The organism is Bacillus crepusculi (assembly GCF_014764715.1).
Classification (GTDB): domain Bacteria; phylum Bacillota; class Bacilli; order Bacillales; family Bacillaceae; genus Bacillus.
Genome location: NZ_JACXXE010000002.1, coordinates 369,025 through 389,817, shown reverse-complemented (window position 1 = coordinate 389,817; position 20,793 = coordinate 369,025). Strand labels below are relative to the sequence as shown.

At 39.0% G+C, this 20,793-nt stretch carries 25 protein-coding genes; 2 read left to right on the top strand and 23 right to left on the bottom strand.

Going from position 1 to position 20,793, the window contains the following annotated elements:
- Positions 1–86 precede the first annotated feature (86 nt).
- The 20 genes from IEE86_RS05925 to degS all read right to left on the bottom strand — a co-directional run bounded on the left by IEE86_RS05925 (position 87) and on the right by degS (position 15,613).
- Positions 87–1,772: a methyl-accepting chemotaxis protein gene (locus tag IEE86_RS05925; protein WP_191096377.1), complete on the bottom strand. Its 1,686-nt coding sequence runs from the start codon at positions 1,770–1,772 to the stop codon at positions 87–89.
- A 33-nt stretch (positions 1,773–1,805) separates the two neighbouring features.
- Complete coding sequence (locus IEE86_RS05920) at positions 1,806–2,186, bottom strand: DUF8042 domain-containing protein (protein ID WP_191096376.1); 381 nt, start codon at positions 2,184–2,186, stop codon at positions 1,806–1,808.
- A gap of 13 nt (positions 2,187–2,199) precedes the next feature.
- Positions 2,200–2,541 (bottom strand): flagellar protein FliT, encoded by a 342-nt coding sequence (gene fliT, locus IEE86_RS05915; RefSeq protein WP_191096375.1) that lies wholly within the window; start codon positions 2,539–2,541, stop codon positions 2,200–2,202.
- Positions 2,538–2,942: a flagellar export chaperone FliS gene (gene fliS, locus IEE86_RS05910; RefSeq protein ID WP_191096374.1), complete on the bottom strand. Its 405-nt coding sequence runs from the start codon at positions 2,940–2,942 to the stop codon at positions 2,538–2,540. The genes fliT and fliS overlap by 4 nt, the downstream gene beginning before the upstream one ends.
- Positions 2,943–2,959: 17 nt before the next feature.
- A complete protein-coding gene (locus IEE86_RS05905) occupies positions 2,960–4,489 on the bottom strand; it encodes a flagellar hook-associated protein 2 (protein ID WP_191096373.1) in 1,530 nt (509 codons plus the stop codon).
- Positions 4,490–4,509: 20 nt separating this feature from the next.
- Complete coding sequence (flaG, locus tag IEE86_RS05900; RefSeq protein WP_191096372.1) at positions 4,510–4,851, bottom strand: flagellar protein FlaG; 342 nt, start codon at positions 4,849–4,851, stop codon at positions 4,510–4,512.
- 154 nt (positions 4,852–5,005) lie between these two features.
- Positions 5,006–5,230, bottom strand: coding sequence for a carbon storage regulator CsrA (gene csrA / locus IEE86_RS05895; protein WP_008360181.1), 225 nt, complete (start codon positions 5,228–5,230; stop codon positions 5,006–5,008).
- Positions 5,224–5,658 carry a flagellar assembly protein FliW gene (gene fliW / locus IEE86_RS05890; protein WP_191096371.1) on the bottom strand — a complete coding sequence of 145 codons (435 nt, stop codon included), beginning with the start codon at positions 5,656–5,658 and terminating at the stop codon, positions 5,224–5,226. Before fliW ends, csrA begins: the two co-directional genes overlap by 7 nt.
- Positions 5,659–5,686: 28 nt before the next feature.
- Positions 5,687–6,265, bottom strand: coding sequence for a DUF6470 family protein (locus IEE86_RS05885; RefSeq protein WP_191096370.1), 579 nt, complete (start codon positions 6,263–6,265; stop codon positions 5,687–5,689).
- Positions 6,266–6,311: 46 nt separating this feature from the next.
- Positions 6,312–7,223 (bottom strand): flagellar hook-associated protein FlgL, encoded by a 912-nt coding sequence (gene flgL, locus IEE86_RS05880; RefSeq protein WP_191096369.1) that lies wholly within the window; start codon positions 7,221–7,223, stop codon positions 6,312–6,314.
- A 9-nt stretch (positions 7,224–7,232) separates the two neighbouring features.
- The gene (flgK, locus tag IEE86_RS05875; RefSeq protein WP_191096368.1) at positions 7,233–8,753 is read right to left on the bottom strand and encodes a flagellar hook-associated protein FlgK; all 1,521 of its coding nucleotides are present in this window, start codon (positions 8,751–8,753) and stop codon (positions 7,233–7,235) included.
- Positions 8,754–8,766: 13 nt separating this feature from the next.
- The gene (locus IEE86_RS05870; RefSeq protein WP_191096367.1) at positions 8,767–9,249 is read right to left on the bottom strand and encodes a flagellar protein FlgN; all 483 of its coding nucleotides are present in this window, start codon (positions 9,247–9,249) and stop codon (positions 8,767–8,769) included.
- A 17-nt stretch (positions 9,250–9,266) separates the two neighbouring features.
- The gene (gene flgM / locus IEE86_RS05865; protein WP_191096366.1) at positions 9,267–9,530 is read right to left on the bottom strand and encodes a flagellar biosynthesis anti-sigma factor FlgM; all 264 of its coding nucleotides are present in this window, start codon (positions 9,528–9,530) and stop codon (positions 9,267–9,269) included.
- A 79-nt stretch (positions 9,531–9,609) separates the two neighbouring features.
- A complete protein-coding gene (locus tag IEE86_RS05860) occupies positions 9,610–10,029 on the bottom strand; it encodes a TIGR03826 family flagellar region protein (RefSeq protein ID WP_191096365.1) in 420 nt (139 codons plus the stop codon).
- Positions 10,030–10,085: 56 nt separating this feature from the next.
- The gene (locus tag IEE86_RS05855; RefSeq protein WP_191096364.1) at positions 10,086–10,772 is read right to left on the bottom strand and encodes a ComF family protein; all 687 of its coding nucleotides are present in this window, start codon (positions 10,770–10,772) and stop codon (positions 10,086–10,088) included.
- Complete coding sequence (gene comFB, locus IEE86_RS05850) at positions 10,769–11,062, bottom strand: late competence protein ComFB (RefSeq protein ID WP_191096363.1); 294 nt, start codon at positions 11,060–11,062, stop codon at positions 10,769–10,771. The genes IEE86_RS05855 and comFB overlap by 4 nt, the downstream gene beginning before the upstream one ends.
- A gap of 64 nt (positions 11,063–11,126) precedes the next feature.
- Positions 11,127–12,512, bottom strand: a complete 1,386-nt coding sequence (locus IEE86_RS05845; RefSeq protein WP_191096362.1) for an ATP-dependent helicase ComFA — start codon at positions 12,510–12,512, stop codon at positions 11,127–11,129.
- A 114-nt stretch (positions 12,513–12,626) separates the two neighbouring features.
- Positions 12,627–13,469 carry a DegV family protein gene (locus IEE86_RS05840; protein WP_191096361.1) on the bottom strand — a complete coding sequence of 281 codons (843 nt, stop codon included), beginning with the start codon at positions 13,467–13,469 and terminating at the stop codon, positions 12,627–12,629.
- Positions 13,470–13,683: 214 nt separating this feature from the next.
- Positions 13,684–14,373 (bottom strand): two-component system response regulator DegU, encoded by a 690-nt coding sequence (degU, locus tag IEE86_RS05835; RefSeq protein ID WP_008348273.1) that lies wholly within the window; start codon positions 14,371–14,373, stop codon positions 13,684–13,686.
- Between the two features lie 64 nt (positions 14,374–14,437).
- Entirely contained in the window at positions 14,438–15,613 is a 1,176-nt protein-coding gene (degS, locus tag IEE86_RS05830) for a two-component sensor histidine kinase DegS (protein ID WP_099726394.1), read from the bottom strand.
- Positions 15,614–15,833: 220 nt separating this feature from the next.
- Between degS and IEE86_RS05825 the strand changes: the two genes are divergently transcribed.
- Positions 15,834–16,502 carry a YigZ family protein gene (locus tag IEE86_RS05825; protein ID WP_191096360.1) on the top strand — a complete coding sequence of 223 codons (669 nt, stop codon included), beginning with the start codon at positions 15,834–15,836 and terminating at the stop codon, positions 16,500–16,502.
- The gene (locus IEE86_RS05820; RefSeq protein WP_191096359.1) at positions 16,487–17,578 is read left to right on the top strand and encodes an LCP family protein; all 1,092 of its coding nucleotides are present in this window, start codon (positions 16,487–16,489) and stop codon (positions 17,576–17,578) included. The genes IEE86_RS05825 and IEE86_RS05820 overlap by 16 nt, the downstream gene beginning before the upstream one ends.
- A gap of 34 nt (positions 17,579–17,612) precedes the next feature.
- Here the strand turns inward: IEE86_RS05820 and IEE86_RS05815 are convergent, their stop codons facing one another.
- From IEE86_RS05815 to tuaG, 3 genes are all read right to left on the bottom strand, one after another.
- The gene (locus IEE86_RS05815; protein ID WP_191096358.1) at positions 17,613–18,680 is read right to left on the bottom strand and encodes a glycosyltransferase family 4 protein; all 1,068 of its coding nucleotides are present in this window, start codon (positions 18,678–18,680) and stop codon (positions 17,613–17,615) included.
- Positions 18,681–18,814: 134 nt separating this feature from the next.
- A complete protein-coding gene (gene tuaH, locus IEE86_RS05810; RefSeq protein ID WP_318010263.1) occupies positions 18,815–20,011 on the bottom strand; it encodes a teichuronic acid biosynthesis protein TuaH in 1,197 nt (398 codons plus the stop codon).
- Between the two features lie 19 nt (positions 20,012–20,030).
- On the bottom strand, positions 20,031–20,786 hold the full coding sequence (gene tuaG / locus IEE86_RS05805) for a teichuronic acid biosynthesis protein TuaG (protein WP_191096356.1): 756 nt from the start codon (positions 20,784–20,786) through the stop codon (positions 20,031–20,033).
- Positions 20,787–20,793 lie beyond the last annotated feature (7 nt).

The following is a 20,793-nucleotide window of genomic DNA, read 5'->3' as shown; positions in this document are numbered from 1 at the left end:
TTGAATTTTGTCGAATCCTGCGGTTCCGCAGCTTTTGCGGTGATGAATATATATTCGTTTCATGTGCGAAAAAGACCCACCCTTAATTAAATGTTAAAAGATGAAATAGATGTTTTCAATGATTGAGACAGGGACTTCAAATCCTCCGCAGCTGCTTTCATTTCTTCGTTCGCCGCTAGTGATTCTTCTACTGCCGCTGACATGTACTCTGTCTCTTCCGAGTTTCGTTTGGCTCCTTCTTCGATGACACCAACCGTTTGAGAAATTTCCTCTGTACTAGCTGAAATTTGCTCTGCTGTGGCTGACAGCTCCTCTGCTTTCATTGAGATATCACGAATGGATTCCAGAATTTCATAAAAGCTCTGTTCAGACAATTGTGATACTTTCACACCTTCTGCTACATCTCGTTCAACCTTCGTCATTGATTGTGATGACTTTTCAGTATCTTTGTTCACGTTCGCAAGTAATTGACTAATCTGATCTGTCAGTTGACTCGATTCCTCTGCCAGCTTCCTCACTTCATCTGCTACAACCGCAAAGCCTCTTCCATGTTCCCCTGCTCTTGCCGCTTCAATTGCTGCGTTTAAAGCAAGCAAATTTGTCTGATCAGCAATGGCGTGAATATGACCTAACAGATCCTGAATGCCCGTAAACTGTGCTTGTACATTGGCCATCGTGGAATGGTGGTCATTCACAGACTCCTTAATAGAGCTCATTTGTTTCACAAACTGTTGAATGAGACTAGCACCCTCTTCAGCCTTTTCAGTCACTGAAATTGAGTGACCCGAAACATCGGATGTGTGTTCAGCCGCATTTTGCATGCCAGTCGAGACTTCTTGAATGGCGGAAGCAACTTTTCCGACCGCATCTGATTGTTCACGTGAAGCTTCACTGACCTGTTCAATCGAGCTAGACGTCTGCTCACTAGCCGATATGGTTTGGCTGATGGTTTCTTCAAATTGAGCTGCAGAATCAGCTAATTGCTTTGATCCGTTTTGCACCTGTAAAATGAGCTTGCGCAAATGAGTCGTCATTTGGTTAAAGGCTGTACCAAGTTGGCCAATCTCATTTTTTGAGGTGACTTCAATCTCTTCAATTGTGAGATCACCATCAGCCATTCTTTTTGCGGCATTTGTAACAGAAACAATCGGTTTTGTCATTCGATGAACGAATCTGATACCAATGATCAAAAAGGCGAGCACAATCGCTGCACTGACGAGTATGAGTGTGAGCAATAATTGGTTACTGTCTTGATTGAGCTGATTGATTTTTTGATCTCTCTGTTTCAATTGTGTTTGTGCGAATTCTTTTGTAAGGGTATGTATTTCTTGTTCGATTGGCTGTAACTCTTGACTGAGGCGGGTGTTGAATTCCTTTTGATTTTGCATATTGAGTGAATTAAATAATCGATTGGTTGAGGTGTAGTAAAGGTAATTTTTTTCAGAAATTTGCTCTAACACATTTTTTGCTTGTTTAACAGTACTAAGTTTTGAAGCTTCATTTGTTTTCTTATTAATATCTTCATATGTTTGCTCAATCTTCTGTAAATTCTCTGCGTCTTGCACGACCACATATGTCTTGATTTGCGCTTCCTGCTTTTGCAGAAGTGCTTCTAATTCAAGTGATGTCTGATAAAGCTTCACTTCTTTGCTTAGAAGTGCCTTATAGGATTGATCTGTTTTGTAATAGATGAAGCTTGAAAACCCTAAAATACTAACAAACAGCACACATATGACAATAAGCCCAAATAAGAATTGATTTTTTAGTCTCATAATTTCCTCCGAATGGTCTGAATTGGACAAAAATTAATGAATGACATACGGCCTCATACAGGCATGTATTTCATCCATCCACTTTCTATATTCAGGTATAAAATATGATGTCAGGAATGATTGGAAGTGATTTGAAGGGAATGTATAGAAAGCTAGTATATCGAAACTTAAAAATATTTGATCAAACGAACGAATCGTCTTGGCAAAGTGCTCATTTTCAATGATTGAAAGCAGAAGGGGGTGTGTTGTATCTAAATGAAAGAAGGCATGGATCAGATCATTAAAGATCCGATCCCCTTCCGTTTTAGCAAAATCCTTCTCAATTTCATCTAAATATCTTAGACTCTCTTCTATCGTATATAGAAGTTCATAATATGTGGTTAATAAAATATAGTCATCTGAACGATACGCCACAGGTCTCACCTATTTATTTTCGTTTATCGTAGTATACGCCGTCACTCGTCAAAGGCTGGTATAGGTTTTGATAATTCAACTGTTTCGTTTTCTTTCTTTGAATCGCTTGAATATCTGCTTTTATCCCTTTTTGGATCACCGTTAATTGTTTCGCCATCTGCTGATCCGTTTGAATGATTTCTTTGATCTTCTCTTTTTCTTGATCGGAAAGCTCATGCTGTATATCTCTCATTAATTCGTCTCTCTCAATTAAAAAGGCGTCAAAGTCTTCAACCAACGTTTCACTTTGCGGATTTGCCGATATTTCGGCTGCCATTTTTAACGTTTGGTCGTGCAGCTGGTCTACAATACTCATAGAGATCCCCCGATAGAATGGTGACGCCCTTTTCGATCGGTCTGAATAACTTCCTTCCAAGCATCTCGAAAATCAGTCACGTATTGCTCTACTTCATTCAGTATCTCTTCGTCATTTTGCAGATTGGCTTCAATAAGTCTCCGATAGATGTAGTCATACATACTTGCCATGCTCTTTGATACATCATACGTACGATTTAAGGTGACATTTAATTCTTGGATGATGTTTTGAGCCTTTTTCAGGTTCAAGTTTCTCATTTCGGCATCTTCTTTTTGAATGGCATGCTTTGCTAGTCTGATAAACTTTAAGCATCCTTCATAAAGCATAAGCGTCAATTCGGCAGGTGTTGCGGTCTCAATAGAATTTTTCTGATAGGCGGCATAAGGGTTCTGTATTGCCATATGTTATAAACCTCCAATTATTGTCCAAGCAGTTGAGAAAGATAGCCAGATTGGTTGTTTAGCTTTTGAATCGCACTATCCATGGCATTAAACTTTGTATAGTAACGGGCTTCAACAATTTTCAAACGGTCTTGGAACGTACTCATTCGTTTTGTCAGAGAATCAAGGTCCTTACCAAGTCCGTATTCCTTTAATTCCATCGTTGTGCTTCCAGCCTTTGTTTGAATGCTCTTCGTGAAGGCTGTTAAAGAATTTTTGACACGATAAATGATCCCTTGTTCTTTATATTGCTGCTGCGCTTTGTCTTGATCTTTTGAATCCACATTTAAACTACCTGAGATGAACATTTGACTGACCTTTTGTGGATCTTCTTCTATGGCTTTTCTTAATTTCTCTATTCCATTACTATCCTTACTAAATTCAAGCTTCCCGCCATCTTTATACTTGGATGATGTCGTAATACCGATTTGTGTGAGATGAATTTTATTCGTATCACTTGTCGTAATATCAGCATAAAAATCATTTCTTATTTTAGAGGCACCAGCTCGTAAAATAGAATCACTTCTCAGCAAGCCCGACTTAGCTGTTGTTTCCCATAACTCAATTTCTTTTTCAGACATAGATTTTTTCTCTTCAGCCGTTAATGGCTGATAGTCTCTATTTCGTTTTTCATTCACTTTACCATTAACCAGTTCAACGAGTTCGTTGTATTTATCAACAAATTGTTTAATTTTATCAAAAATCGTATCCACATCTGTTGAAACGTTTAAGCTGACAGGCTTATCCGTTGTCCCTTTTAGCTCGTACGTAATACCAGCCTGCTCAAACGTATTGTTGTTATTTTCCATTTTTAGGCCATTAATCTCGTATTGCGCCTTCTGCCCTTTCGTTGTCGCAACTAATTTGTTATCTCCATCTACTTGGAATCCTAATTGCGTTAAAAATGAAGCAGAATTGCCATCCGTTGCCTTAATACTGACACCTTCACCGGTTGTACGCGAAGTGAGAGCGATCGTATCTACATAGTTTGTCCCATCAAAGATTTGACCTTTATAAGCCGTGACACCTAGTTGAGAGCTGTTCAATTTTGTCACGATTGAATCAAGGGTATCTGTATCAGTGGTATTAATGGTCACTGTTTTGGGTTTTGTAGAATCTGGTGTCGTCACCTCAAACGTAAACGTACCGTTTGCAGCAGTAAATCCAGAGGTACCAGAAGATTTGAAGACGGAAGCTGTCGCTAGTTGGGTCACATTAATCGAGCCAGAGGCAGCATTTGTTGATCCAGTTGCTGTGACAGCAGATTCATTTGAGCTTGTCACCTTTTTTGCGCCATATGTACTTGGACGCGTTAAGTTTAAGCTGTTGATCAAATCATCTAATTCTTTGACTTTCGAATTCACCTCGCGATAGCTGTCTCTTTGCCATTCAAGTGTTTGTTTCTGGCGTGTCATTTTATCAAGTGGCGCTTGCTCAGTTTTCATCAGCTTTGATACGATTTCATCAATATCAAACACATTTGAAAATCCAGTAATTCGATTTACCATTGTTTATGTTCTCCCTTCATTTACATTCTTTTATCTACAAATAAACCGACAATCTCAGTCATTGCTGCATAAAAATCAAGCCACTCCTTGGAAGGAATCTCTCTAATGACTTCTTCTGTTTGGTTATCTACGACTTTGACATAATATTCATTGAGCTTTTCATGTAATTCAAATTGCAGATGAAATTGCGTAGGCTCAATGAGCTTGTTTGCTCCTTGAAGCGTTTTTTCAATTTCCTCTTTTGAAACGACCTTGCCATTTGCTTGTAAATCAGTGTTTACATTGTCATTCTGATGATTCGTAACACGGGTTTGAAATGCATCAATCAGTGGTTCTAGCGAAGTCAACTTACCAACAGACATAGTTATTCAGCTCCTGTGCTTTAATCTATCTTTTATATCGGCTTTGAATTTTCAAATTAAATATAGATGAACCGATTTGTTAAAGTTTCATATAGATGGTGAACATCCACATAGAAACGCTTTCACACGGAGAAGGAATCAGATAAAAAAATCCTCACTTTTTTTGTGAGGATAATTGAGAAAGAAGATCTAAGGACAAGCTCGCAGCACGATTGTTCTCTTCTTGAATAGACAGGTACACTTCTTTCCTGTGAATATCGATGTGCTTAGGAGCCTCAATCCCGACCTTCACTTGATCGCCTTCGATTGAAATAATCTTGACTTCAATATCATCGCCTATTTGAATGGACTGATTTAATTTCCGAGACAGGACTAACATGAGGATGCCACCTCTAACAAATGTTTTGTATGATAGGCTGAATCATGCAAAATCACTTGCTTGGCTTTCATATTTTTCCGGTTCACAATGATAGGCGCTCTTAAGTTAGCAGTCGTTTTATCAATAGAAGATCCCATTGTTAAAATAACCATCACTTCCACATCATTGCTATCTTCCACCTCAAGAATGTCTACAACCGATTCTTCTAAGTCAAATTCATATTGATTGAAGAACAAAAAAGGGCTGCTGACAATAAAGCCTAGTTCTGCATTTTTCAAAGATTGGAGAACTAAAAAAGGAGACTCTTCTGATAAAGGTAAAATAACAAACTGTTTTTGATCCAGAAATCCTGGTATCCCATTAGAAAAGTTGATGATCTGCTCCTCTTTAATTGTCACTTCACCATGGTATTTTGTTTGAATGATCATAATTCACGACCTTTTTCGTTTTTCTTACCTATACCTTATCACCATTTTGACCCGTTTCGTCAACTTCTATTTTTAATTCAGGGTATTGTAACATATCAATATTTACTTTACCTGGCTGGTAGTTAACGATCGGTTTATGTGGTGTTGCCTCAATGACCGCTTTTTGAGGCTCAACATCAATTTGAAGCTCGGATGGCTGATAGTGAATTTTGACACTGAAGAATGAAGGAATCACACCGATGGTGAATTGCTTCGCTGGAGGACTTCCATTGATTTTGGCAAACTCAGCAATCGCATTCCCACCATTCTCGATCTTGATGAGTTCACTTCCTTCTTCTGCTCTACGCCCCATTCCTTCGCCAACAGCACGTTTCCCCTCAGCTGCCCATTCCTCAGAACGCCTAAAAATCGACTTAATATCCATATCAGCAAAGGCCTCGGTTTGATCTATGGTTAATTTCGAAGGTGTCCTTGTGATGTTCATAACAGCTCTTGGCTGCTGAATTTCGAGGTCAGCTCTTGGCTGCTCTACTTCTTGCCTAGAAGGAGTTGTCGACATTTGCAGCTTTGCATAGGTTTGCTCTATTAACAATCTAGGGATTTGCATATGTTCACCTCCATGATGCAAAAAAGCACCCAACGGATGCTTTTTATTATCTTAAGAAATCGACAAGGGATGGCTGAATGACTTTAGCTGTCGTCGCTAAAGCAGCTCTATTCACAGTTTCTTGTTGAAGAAGATCAAGAATCGCTTTTTCACTTTCAACATCTTCATTATCTGATTTAGCATTTTTCAGCACTTCGAATTGTGAAGTCAAGCGGCTGCTTACTAAGTCAATCCGATTCGATCGGGCTCCAAGATCTGAGCGCTCAGCACTCATCACTTCTTTAAACTGATCAATGTTTCCTAATGCATCATCAGAATTCGCGAACGTCCCATTTTTTAATGAATTTTCTAAATCCGTCAGCATTTCAATCACATTTTGACCGCTGGCAGATTGTCCACCAAATGCTGAAATAGGATTTGAATTCACATTTAATGTGATACCGTCAGAAATGTTCGATTGAACTGAGTTTGCATCAGTATAGTTTTCAAAGTTAAATGTATACGTACCATCTGCATTCTCTACAACTGGTTTAACATTTGTATTCGTCCCATTAAAAACGAACTTACCTAACATCTGCGTGTTCATTGCATCAATGATTTGTTTCTTCATCTGGCTAATTTCCACGCCGATAGCTGCTAAATCTTCTGGCTGTTTAGTTCCATTCGCCGCATCAAGCACTTTGTCTCGGACATTTGACATAATATCAATAATTTCAGTGACACTCGTTTCAGACGTATCAATCCAGTTTCGTGCCTCATTTAAATTATTTTGATATTGTTCATTTCGAAACAGGGCTGTACTATACTGAAGACTTTTCACTGCTGCAACAGGATCATCAGACGTTTTTGTGAAACGTTTTCCAGTCTGTGCCTGCTCATTAATTTTAGAAAGTTTTTCATAACTTTTACTAATATTGCGAAGTGAGTTTTGAGAAATCATACCTTGCGTGACTCGCATTAGCTATCCCTACCTTCCTACGACACCCATGCCGTTGATCACTTTATCCAATACTTCATCTTGTAATGTCACAATTCTTGCCGCAGCATTATACGCATGCTGGAATTGGATCATATTCGTCATTTCTTCATCGATGGAAACAGCACTAGTCGACATTCTACGTTCATTGGCTGAGTTGACAAGAGCCGCTGAACTGCTTTCTAGCGTCATATTCTTTTTACCTTGTATCCCCATTTCAGCAATGACATTTTGGTAGTAATCCTGAATTGTCGTTGTATTACCGCCGATTGGCAGCTTTAAGTTTTGAATATTAGCTAACTGCGTAGCATTCGAACCGTCACCCTGCGTTTGATTGAGAGATGCGGCAATATTATCTGTTGATGCTAAAATCACATCACTCACTTTGATACGTGCTGCTAAGCCTTTATTCAAATCATTGTTATTCTCGATATCAAAAAAGTCTTGTCCATTTGCCCCATTTAACGTGTACCCTTGCTTATGAACGTCGTTAAATGTATCCATGAATACTTGTGCTACTTCATCTAGCTCTGCAAGCATATCTGGATACATTCCTTTTTCAGCACCATTTGACATGTAGCCATACGCCTCAACAAGTGCTTTTACTTTACCATTCACTTGCAACTGATCTGCTGCAATGGTTGTTGTTCCGAATTGAAGTGAGTTAACAAGTCCCGTCGTATTATCATAGGAGATTTGCAGTTCAGATTTTTCGTTGGTAATACCATTCAAAATTGTCCCAGCAGATTGTCCATTTGCACCGATAATGTCGATGTTGACGGTTCCTTCAGCAATTTTGAGTGCATTTCCGCCAGATGGATTGTAGCTCACCTTAATATCAACAAGCGAGGATAACTGATCGACCAACGCATCACGCGTATCATAAAGATCATTCGGAAGATATCCATTTGGCTCCACTGTTGCAATCTGTTTGTTCACTTCATCTATTTGAGATAAAATGGTGTTCACATTTTTTGCTGTTGAATCGAGTTCTGTTTTTAAATTCTTTTGTATTGTTGTTAAAGAAGAATTGAGCAGACGGAATTGGTCCACTAAAGCCTGTGCACTTGTTTTAACAACGGTACGTGCAGAGGCAGTATCAGCATTTTTCGATTCTGATAAGACCTGTAATGATTTCCAAAGATTATCAAAGGCTCTATTTAAGCCTTCATCTGTCAAATCATTCATAACCCCCTCCATTTGTGAAAGGGCATCAGACTTCGTTGAATAATAAGATAAGTTGTTATTATGATCTCTGTATTGTAGGTCTAAAAAGCTGTCTCGAATTCTTTCAACCGTTCCAACTTGAACACCTGTCCCCATTTGGCCGTATGTCTTACCATCATAAACAGAAATCACTGGGTAAGGGTTATCTGCTTTAAAGGTAACTCTCTGTCTTGAGTAGCCTTCTGTATTTGCATTGGAGACGTTGTTTGATGTGACATAAAGCCCTGCACGCTGGGCTGTGATTCCTCTTTTTGCCGTTTCTAGTCCCATAAATGTAGAACCCATTGGTATCCTCCTTTTACGCCTTTGAATCAAACAAAGCCCTATGCTGTTTAGGCTTTGAACTCTCAAGACCATTTTGTCCGTAATTCATATTTTCTTTATTAGGGTTAACGAGATCGAATGTCAGTGAAATAAATTGAAGTGACTGCTGAATGAGCTGTTTATTTAGTTCATTTACATCTTTCAGTTCCACCATGATGTCATTCAGTTTCTCATATAACGAAATGAGCTCTTCTTGCTCCGTCCCTTTAGCCTTTTCGATACATGCGGTGATTGTCGGCGGTTGATCACTTTGTAAAAATTGAACTGTCGCTTCAATACGCTTTTCTTCTAATTGAGAAATGGCCTGAATATATTTTTGCTCTAAATTCAGAACCTCTGAAAGAGCATCAATCTCATTACTTTTCAGTATTTCTGTTTTATCCTTAGACAGCTTTAAAAGCTGTTCATGTAATCCATAGAGACGATGCAGCTCTTCAATAATTATTTTAACTGACATTCACGCTGCTCCTTTTGCTATTGTTGTTTATAAAAATTCAGCATTTTATCTGCAATACCTTTTGTATCTACCTGATATGTTCCTGCTTCAATGCTTTTTTTAAGTTGGTCTATTTTATCTTGACGTTCTTTCATTAAATTCGGCACCTTTTGCATTTCCATTGCCTTTTTAGAAATTTCGACTTTATCAGTTGATTTTGCTTGATTCGATTGCAACGTTTGTTTCTCATATGTTTTCTTGTAAGGATTTACTGGTTGTGTTCCATATCGATTAATTTTCACGGGATTCCTCTCGCTTTCCGTTACAGTCTGTCTTGATTCTATCCATTTTATCGACCAAACTGCAACTTAGTTTAGGGAATCAGTCGTTTTTAGGATTAATGGCATAATATGTGTCTTTTTTCCTAGATTCAATTTCCTTTTTACGCTCATCCTCTTGGTTCATTTGGCTTATTTGCGAATGAATATCCTGTTCACAATTGCTACACAGCTTGTTTTTCCTAATCGGTTGGCCGCATCTTTCACAAGGATAGTTAATATTCGGAAATTGACTAATTTGAAGCCTTTTCAAACGAATAAATTTCAAGATTAATTCTTCATCAACATCTGTTGCATCTACGATTTCAGCAATGGTTGATTGTCTATTACTTTGCTTTCGCAAAAATTTATACACGATATCAAAAGAACGTTCTTCTTCTTCAAAGCATTTGTTACAAACCGTTTGGATGGTGGTTTTTAAAAATAACTGATTACATTGTGGACAGTTTGCCAATTGATTCATAACCAAAACCCCTTACGTTATTTTCTTTTCTTATTATCGGTTGATTATCATGATTTTTAACTACGTATCAACGTAAAAGAGGAAACACTTTTGGCACCTGCGTCTTTTAAAATGTTTGCCGCATCATAGATGGTCGCCCCAGTTGTGTAAATATCATCAATTAATACAATATCCTTTTGAAGGATCGCATCTGACTGCTTTAATTGGAACAATCCCTTTTGATCTAGACGTTCACTTTTATTTTTCTTGGACTGCTTACTTTGATGAATTTTAACGAGTGGCTGCAGTATAGGCACACCAATCAAGGTAGCTATCACGACGGACTGATTAAAACCTCTTTCCTTTAACCTTTCTTGACTGAGAGGGATCGGTAGTAGCACCGGTTCTTTCATTGAAAAAGAGCGCTTAAACACTGCTCGTACATCTCTTTTAAACAGCTCAGCTAAAGCAGTATCACCTCGAAATTTAAACCGAGCAAGGACGTCTTTCATCAAATCGTTGTAAGCATACACAGACCTATTTTTCACAAGAACTTCTGAAAAGTCGGACTGTTCATTCCATCGGGTGCAGTCCTGACACAATTGGTCATTTAACTGCGCCCTTCCGCATTTTGGACAAATCGGGCGATGAATCTTAACTAGGTGATTCTTACATGATGCACATAAACGATCATCATTTAATAGAAGTAATGATTTCCATGTAAAGGAAGCCACAAAATGCGCCTCACATATTGGGCAAATCAACTGTTCTCTCTGTCCAGCGGCAGACGATTTTCACATCTTGGAAAGGTTGTGACCTTTGAAGCAGCCTCTGTCAAAATGACCAACATAGCCGTGTTCTTCTGTTTATCCACCATCTCGGATTTACTGTAAGATATTTTATCGATGTCTGTTATATATTGTGGCTTCACTTGATTTAGTGAAATCGCTAATACATCTTCTATACACTTTTCACAATGACAAATCATGTTTAATTGATTGAGATATTGATAGAGGATTTCCTTGAGTAGTATTTCCTTTGCATTGAGTAGCATATTTTGTCTCTCCTGCCATTTGTGTATTGTGAATATAATGTACCATGATTTAGTTAAGCTCACACTATTTTTCAGAAAACTCCTGTGCAGCCGTATCATTCATTTTTACGATATGCTTCTTTGCTTGTTTCATACTTCTCGTTAAACCAAAATGAAAAAAGAAAACATCTCCATTAGAATATTCTGGGTGTCTACCCGCCCTTCCAGACATTTGAACAAGTGCACTTTCTGTAAAAATAGTAGATTCCGCCCCTAGTACACCGACCTGAACATTTTGAATGGTGACGCCTCTTTCTAGAATAGTTGTAGTAACCAGTACATCGTAAGCGTAATCTCTAAATTGTTGGACCTTTTGCTTCCTATCTTGATCATCAGCAGATACACCCTCTGCATTTACATGATGCTCTCGAAGAATCTTCGTTACCTTCTTCATCGTGGAAATAGAAGGAACAAAAAGTAAAACTCTTCTCTTTCTTTCGATATGTTTCTCTAGCCAGCTCATGACAGTAGATGGCAGCTGTTTCTTTTTTAATTTCTTTTTCCATTGTCCAATCCATTGAAAGGATGGAACGGGCAACGGTTGCCTGTGGAAACGCAGGGGGATTTTTATCGCTTCTAGTTGTCCACGAGAAACATCTCTTTTCATTTTTTCAGAGGGTGTGGCACTTAAGTAAATCCTAACCCCAGTTTTTCTCAAGGCCTTTAAAACCGCAAATTGAAGACGTTCATCGATTGAATAAGGAAAAGCATCGACTTCATCTACAATGAGAACATCAAAAGCATTTTTGTATCTCATGAGCTGGTGAGTTGTTGCGATCATAAGCGGTGCGATTTGGTACCTTTGAGGACTTCCGCCATAAAGCACAGCTATATTCATCCCTTGAAATGCCTTTCTAATTCGCGGCTCGAGTTCAAGCACAACATCTGTTCTAGGCGTTGCAATACAAACAGTCAACCCTTTATTTAATGCATATTCAATTCCGTGAAAAAGCACCTCTGTTTTCCCTGCCCCACAAACAGCCCAAACTAGTAGATCAGATTTGTTTTTTATCGCTTCGATCATTTTATCTGACGCTTTCTTTTGTCCTTTAGACAGCTCTCCATGCCATGTTAATTCAGCTTGAAATGTTTCTTCCACTTGCGGCCCCGTCCATTCATAAAGAGAGCCACATTCGGTTACTTTTCCCATCATGATGCATGATCTACAATACACACATTCTTTTTGACATATGTCACACGGTGACAGAGCAAAGTACTGCTTGTTTGATACACCACATCGGCAGCATGTAAAACTGCTCGCTTTCCTCTCAATGGCAGAGGTTCTATTTACTAATCCTTTCTCCTCCAGCCAATCCAAATCAAGCTTTGCGCATCGTGTTTCAATGGGAAGGAGGTGACGTGAGTGCAGTTGTCTTCTTAGTTCCATAGCTTTGTCCATGTTTAAATTCATCTAACACCTTTCAACTGATGTTCGCTTATTATGTACAAAGACAAGATCTTTCGTCCAACTGTAAAAATTGAAAAACAAACCCCCTTCTCCATGAGAAAAGGGGGTTTTTAAGATCTATTTCATCATCCAGCCAAGGCCCAATGAGCCTTCGCCTAGATGAGTACCAATCACGGCGCCAAAGTAGCTTTTATAAAATTCTACATGAGGGTATTTTTCTGATAAATGCGCAATCAATTCTTCTACTTCTTCTTCTCTATTACCATGTATCAGTGTTGCTCTCATCGGTACACCACGTGATGCATCCTCATCGAATAATTCAAAAATACGTGAAATAGCTTTTTTCCGTGTACGAATCTTCTCAAAAGGCACAATTAGCTTGTTGTCAAAATGCAGGATAGGCTTTACCTTTAAGAGGCTTCCAATAAAAGCCTGAGCACCATTTAATCTGCCGCCTCTTTGCAAATGAGTTAAATCGTCTACCATAAAATAGGCTCGTTCGCTTTCTTTCAGATAGTTTAGATGTGCTAGAATTTCTTCTGGAGAGGCACCCTCTTGGATTTTTTCAGCAGCTTCTAATGCATAAAACCCCTGAACCATACAGCTAGTTTCTGAATCAAACGGGTAAATGTCAATTCCGTCAACTAGATCGTTTGCTGAGGCTGCACTATTATAGGTTCCACTAATTCCGCTTGAAAGGTGAATACTAATCACAGCGTCGTAAGTTTTACTTAGCTTTTCATATAATTCTACTATTTCACCAAAAGCAGGCTGAGAGGTTGTTGGAAGGTCTTTATGTTTTTTGACTTCTTCATAATACGTCTTCCAATCCATCTCAATTTCTTCACGATACGATTCATTGCCAAAAATGACGTTAAGGGGGATCATATGAATTTGATGTTTATCACGTAGCTCTTGTGGTATATAAGCAGTACTGTCTGTTACAACGGCTATTTTCATTCTTAAATACCTTCCTTATTCGTTACTCTTTTTTATTCTAAAAGACTGATCATTGTTTTTCATTAGATTTATAATAGTAATCAAAAAAGCTTGCCTAATCAATAGGCAAGCCCGCTATATCCGAAAAAGACTCCTTATCCTGCCTATCATTTCTCTCAATCTTAAAAATACGAGAGAACCAAAAGAGGCGAAAAAGGAGTACTTGTCCGGAACATTATCTCATTTCTACCCAGCCGTTTTTAATAGCTACAACAACAGCTTGTGTACGGTCATTTACATTCATTTTTTGCAAAATGTTACTTACGTGATTTTTGACTGTTTTCTCACTAATAAAGAGCGATTCACCAATTCCTCTGTTGCTCTTTCCGTCAGCTAACATTTGAAGAACTTCACATTCACGTCTTGTTAAGATATGAAGTGGTCTGCGAATTTCTGGATATACCTCGTGCTGTGGATGTGCTGAAACGCCGCTAGTTGCTAAGCGTCGGAATTCATTTACTAAGTTATGAGTAACTTTTGGATGTAAATAAGATCCTCCATCAGCTACGACTTTCACTGCTTCAATGAGAGTGTCTGCATCCATTTCTTTTAACAGGTAACCTCTTGCCCCTGTTTTTAATGCATGTGTCACATAGTTTTCATCGTCATGAATAGATAGAATAATGACTTTTGATTCGGGATAAAGCTCTACTAGCTGCTTTGTAGCCTCTACACCATTTACATTCGGCATATTAATGTCCATAATGACAACATCCGGATGATAGTGCTCTACGATACGTGCAGCTTCGTCACCGTCGTCTCCTTCTGCAACTACTTCAAAAGTAGGTTCAAAATCTAAAATCCGTTTGACACCTTCACGGAATAATTGGTGGTCATCAATAATTACAATATTTACTTTAGTCACAAGCTACGCCTCCCCATGTTTATTGTTCTATACCTGAACTTTATGGTCAATATGTCTTTTGACTCTATTTTACAATTTTATTTTGCAATGTTAACGGCACTCGAATCATAACGAATGTCCCTAGACCTATTTTTGAGTCTATCGTCATTTTACCTTCTAGTAAGTCTACGCGTTCTTTCATGCCAAGTAAACCGAAGGATTTGTTTTTGTTTGTTTTCACATCTTTCATATCAAAGCCTTTTCCATCGTCTTTGATCATTAATGTCACAAAGTCTTTCGTTACTTCTACCTTTACAGAGATTTCTTCAGCTTCAGAATGCTTTAAGGAATTTGTGACCGCTTCTTGGGCTAGTCTAAACAGTGCCACTTCAAATTGAGAAGCAATTCTTTCGCTTTCTGTATCACCTAGGCATTGGAACGTAATTTTCGTTTTTCCATCATACTCTTCAATTGTGTTCAAGTATTTTCTGAGCGTCGGAATGAGACCTAAATCATCTAAAGCCATCGGTCTTAAATCATAAATGATTCTTCTCACTTCGTACAGTGCATTTCGCACATTCTGTCTGAGACTTCTAATTTCTTTAAAGCCTTCTTCTGTACCACGGTCTCTAAAAATTCGTTCAATTAACTCAGAACGCATCATCACGTTTGCCAGCATCTGAGCAGGGCCATCATGAATTTCCCGGGAAACTCTTTTGCGTTCTTCTTCTTGAGCTTCAATAATTCTTAGTCCAAAATCTTGTTTTGCCTGAGCATCTTCAAGTAAAACGCCTACCTGGCGTAAATCCTGGTTAAGATAGTTCAGAACAACGGTGATCTGACTCACAAGCGTTTCAGAGCGTTCAATGACGTCTTGTAAGCTTAATAATCGTCTCTCTAGATCGTCTCTTCTCTCTCTCAGCTGCTTCTCACGCTGCTGGATCATGGTCAGTTCTACTTGTAAGTTATGTGCTTTTTCGTAGGCTTCTCGTATTTCTTCTTCGCTGAATTTGTTGAAGTTTCTGCTGACCTCAGATAAGCGATTTCTAGCATGTCTCGTATGGACTTCTAGTTTATCCCCAAAATCAATTACCTCGTTCACTTGCTGCTTGATTTGCTTAAGCTCTTCTACCAGGCTCTCATATTGTTGACGGGACTGTTCGCCTATCCTAAATACTTCGTCCTTGCTGCCATCAACTGTACTTAGCATTTTCATGATGATTGAATCCAATAATTTCGGATCCATTTTGGGTGTTGTCATGGCTTTTCCCTCCCGTAACAGTGATGTCATCTTTTTTTATTATAAATGTCATTGATCTGCATTTTATGTCGAATTATAATGAAAGAATGCGTATAAATGTTGAAGTTTTTATGACGACCCTTTTTCCGCTCCTATCATCATAACAAAATACGCTGTAAAATTCTAAAACCATGCAAATTTTCTCTCGACTTATAATTTGCTTGTCAGGAGGGTATCTCTTTTGCTGAACCGCTATCTCACAGTAAAAAGTCGTGGCGAGCATGAGATCGTCATTGAAAAGTCACGTTTTATTTGTCATATACAGCGTGCTGTCTCTGAAGAAGAAGCACAAGCATTTATACAATCCATTAAAAAACAACATTGGAATGCCACACATAATTGTTCAGCCTATCTCATTGGTGAACATGACATGATTCAAAAGGCAAATGATGATGGTGAACCAAGCGGTACGGCAGGTGTGCCAATGCTTGAAGTGCTAAAAAAACGAAAGCTTAAAGATACAGTCGTTGTGGTCACCCGTTATTTCGGCGGTATCAAATTAGGTGCTGGTGGATTAATTCGTGCCTACGGAAAGTCTGTATCAGAAGCCATCAATCATGTTGGTTTAGTAGAGCGCTGTTTAATGCGTACGATGCACACAACAATAGATTATACATGGCTTGGTAAGGTAGAGAATGAGCTTAGAGCCTCATCTTTTCAGCTAAAAGAAATCCATTATGCCGAAGATGTTATTTTTGAGACGTATGTAGAAGAAACACAAACAAAGCAGTTCATTGAATGGATGACTGAGCTGACAAATGGAAAGAGTGTTACAAAAGAAGGCGAATTGATTTATTTAGAAAAGGACATTGGTCCGATAAAGGAGACAGATGAATGGCACAACGAGTAAAAGTGCGTGTAAGAAAGAAAAAGAGTAAGAAGAAGAAAATTTTTAAACGTATTCTGGTCTTATTTTTGCTTCTATTCATCTGCATGGGCGGATTTGCAGTCTATAAAATCGTCAACACACTTCAGGCTGCTGACAAAACATATGATGAACTAAGCCGCGGGGAGAAATCGAAGCTCCGTGATGCTGTTATTGATATTAAGAAGAAACCTTTCTCCGTTTTATTTGTTGGAATTGAGGACTATGCCACAAATGGTGATCATGGGCGATCAGATTCACTCATTGTTGCAACCATTAATCCTCAAGATAAAACGATGAAAATGGTTAGTATTCCTCGTGACACACGGGTACAGCTAGCAAGTGACACGACAGGAAGTAAAGTAAAGATCAATGCGGCATTTGCTAAAGGCGGAAAGGACGAAACGATTGAAACTGTCGAACAATTCTTGCATATCCCGATCGATAAATATGCGACAGTGGATTTTGACGGCTTCAAGGATGTGATTGATGAAGTAGGCGGAATTGATATCAATGTTCCATTTGACTTCAATGAAAAAAGCGATGTCAAAAAATCGAAAAAGATTTACTTCAAAAAAGGAAATATGCATTTAAACGGGGAAGAAGCACTCGCTTATGCGCGGATGAGAAAACAAGATCCTCGCGGTGATTTCGGGCGTAACGATCGTCAAAAACAAATCTTACGTGCCATGATTGATCAAATGGCGAAGCCAAATAATATTGCAAACGTGGATAATATTGCGAAAGAAGTAAGTGATCACATTACGACCAATTTCCGTATCACAGAAGGACTTGCTCTTCAGCAAATCTACAGTGGATTTAAAGGAGACGACACAGAAACACTTTCTATTAAAGGCTCCGATCTGTATTTAGGACCAAATCGAACGTATTACTTCGAGCCGGATCAAACCAATTTAGCTAACGTACAGAATGAATTACGGACGCATTTAAAGCTTCCTTCAGAGTCTTCAACTGAAACAGGTTCACAGACCAATTCATCCTCTGATGAAACAGGAGCGTCTGATACTACGACCTCTCCAGAAAGTTCATCAGCACAATAAAGAACAGCCCAGTTCCTAGGAACGGGCTGTTCTTTTATTGTCTTTTGACCATGCGTTTATAAAATTTTGTAAATGGTTTGAACTCTTCATTCACCAACCCCGTAACTTCCGCAATCACTTGCATAAACATCACGAGTAAGAAGATAATGATCAGTGATAACCAAATGGTGGCACTTGTCAGCAAAATTGCACTTAAGCTAAAGACTAAACCAATCATGTAGATGACGATGACAGCCATTCGATGGGACAAGCCAAAGGCCATGAGTCTATGATGGATATGTGATTTGTCAGGTGCTGAAATTGGCTGTTTATTTAATATTCGTCTAATGATTGCGAAGGTCGTATCAAAAATCGGGACACCTAAGATAATCACCGGGACAACGACACTAAACAAAGTGACACTTTTGTATAATCCTAAAAGTGACAGCACTGAAATCATATAGCCTAAAAATAGCGAGCCTGTATCACCCATAAATATCTTTGCCGGATGAAAGTTGTAAAATAGAAAGCCGATTGTACTGCCAATGACGACTAGGGATAAAGAAAGAATGAGAATTTTATCAGCAGAAAAAGCCATCACTGCAATCGTTGATAAACCGATGACCGAAATACCGGCAGCGAGTCCATCCAGGCCGTCTATTAAATTCACGGCATTTGTGATTCCGACAATCCATAATACAGTGAGAGGATATGCCATCCAGCCTAACTCGATACGATCTGTTAAGAATGGAACAGAGAAAAAGTCCATTTTAAGGCCAGTGCTCACGATTAAACAAGCCACGAGAACTTGCACGAGAAATTTAAATTTTGCGCTTAAATTATATTTATCATCAAATATACCTAAAATGACGATGAGTACGGCACCAACTGAAATCGCTGTAATTTTATTATGTAGAAACAGCCCGCCTGCTAATGCTCCAGCCACTACCCCAATAAAAATTGCCAAACCGCCCATTCGAGGCATTACTTTATCATGAACTTTTCGTTTATTCGGCTGGTCCACTGCACCAATCTTAATTGCAAACTTTTTGACGATTGGTGTCACAATTAAAACTGTAGCCAGAGAGACAAAAAACGCTAATAAGGCGCGTTCGTAATCCATAGGTCAGTCTCCTTCTAAATTGAAATCTGTATTTTGTATATTGGCCGCTCTTTCCATTATACAATTGAATAGAGGATGATCACAAGCTCCCCCGGTGAAGAAGAAACAAATAAAAACGCACAATCCTGAATGAATTATGCGTTTTCTTTAATATTCGTTAGTTCCACCATATTTGTGAACAGCGCGTGCCAATCTTTTTTCTTTGCCCGGCTTTGTCTTAGATGTCTATAGGTCATATCATCTTTTTTGCTGATCACTTTCAGGCAGGCTTCTATGAAGAGCGCAGGATCTTCGCCCTCTACATATTCATACACTTCATTCTCTTTTAGCCTTTCCGTTGACGGGAGATTTAAACCGACAACAGGTATGCCTGCAGCTAAAAATTCATATAGCTTGAGCGGGAAAACGGCTTGATTATAAGGAGATTGTTTGTACGGCATCATCCCTACATCAATCAGTTTCATATAAGCAGGCACTTCTTCTGGTGCAACAGCCCCTGTCCAAATGACATTTGGCAGTTTGAGTGCATGCTGAAAAGATGGATCTCCATTTGTTCCATCTGGACCGACAAATAAAAATGTCCAATCTGGCTGCATGCGAGCAGCTTCAGCTATCATGTTAAAATCGAGCTTTGGCTTGATTCCTCCAATGAAGCCAAGAACGGTCCCTTCTCTTCCTTCCAGCACATCCTCCTTACACGGAAGAGTGCTTTTTGCAAACACATCGTACTCGACGCCATTTTCCACTGTGAACACATCTTTCGGTTCACCCATAAGACGTTTTTTAATTTGATCGTGCAAGTATTGAGAAGAGCATGTAATGCTGTGTGCGTATTTAATGATTCGGTTTTCTGCTTTGACAATGACACGCTGCCTCATATAGGAGAGTATGTTGTTTTTGCCGCTTATCGGCTCCCCCCACAGATCACTGCAATCATAGACAATATGTTTCCATTCAAATAAAGACGATAAGAGCGGAAAGCCAGGAAACGTATACCATAAGCAAACGGCTATCCCCTTCTTTTCCTCCTGCCGCAAATGTTCAAGAAGAGGGGACAATTTATGAATATAGAACATATCTTGATAACGGCCAAAGCGAAAAAATTTGCTCTTGAGCACATCAGGAATGGTCAATTGCTTCATTCGATCGGTTATGGGCTGAAAGGGAGCTGTATGTCGAGATGCAGATGGGCATACCCAGATGACCTCTTTCGTTTCTGGATCAGATGCTAGAAATTCTGCCAACCGATGCCGTCTGTACCTTAGGCCGTCCTGTCCCCATTCTCCCGTCGCTACGATAACATGTATGATGGAGTCTGCTTTCACCTTTATCACCTTTTTCCCCTTCTGTTTATAAGCGCTTCTTCACAGCATTTGTCGCATAGTGCATAAAACACCAAGACGCTTTCACAAAATGAAGCTGCTCAATTTCTCGGTAGACGAACCACGTTTTTTTCGCTGCTTTCCATTTGTTACTTGAGATCGAGTTTCCAACGATGCGATATTCACTAAGTGGCTCACTCATTCCATAGGCAGTAAATCCTCTTTTTAAAATAGATAGCCACGTGGCTAAATCCTGTCTTGTACGAATGTTCGGCATTTCTACATGTCCCACTTGCTGAAGATCAAGCATCACCGTTAAACAGCCGATAATCGTATTTTTTAAAGCTTCATTGTAGTTCAATCTCGCTGGTGCAGTGACGGTTTTTTCTAACGGTTCTCCATTTTCTGCAATGATGTCATATGCGGTAAATGTAAAGGCATAATCGTTTGTCAGCATGAAGTCTACCTGCTTTTCGAGCTTCGTCTCTTTCCACTTATCATCGCTGTCTAAAAAGGCGATAAATCGACCTTTTGCCTGTTTGATGGCAGTGTTTCTCGCAATAGCGGCTCCCCCATTTTCCTCTAAATAAATGACGTTGATTCTGTCGTCCGTCTGACTTAATTCCCCTAATAGCTTTCTTGTTCCATCTGTTGAACAATCATCTGCAATGATCAGCTCCCAATTGGAATAGGTTTGGGCAAGGACGGAATGAACTGTATCCGTTAAATAACGTTCCGCATTATACGCCGGTGTAATGATTGAAACTAACGGTTGATTGTTCACTTAAGAC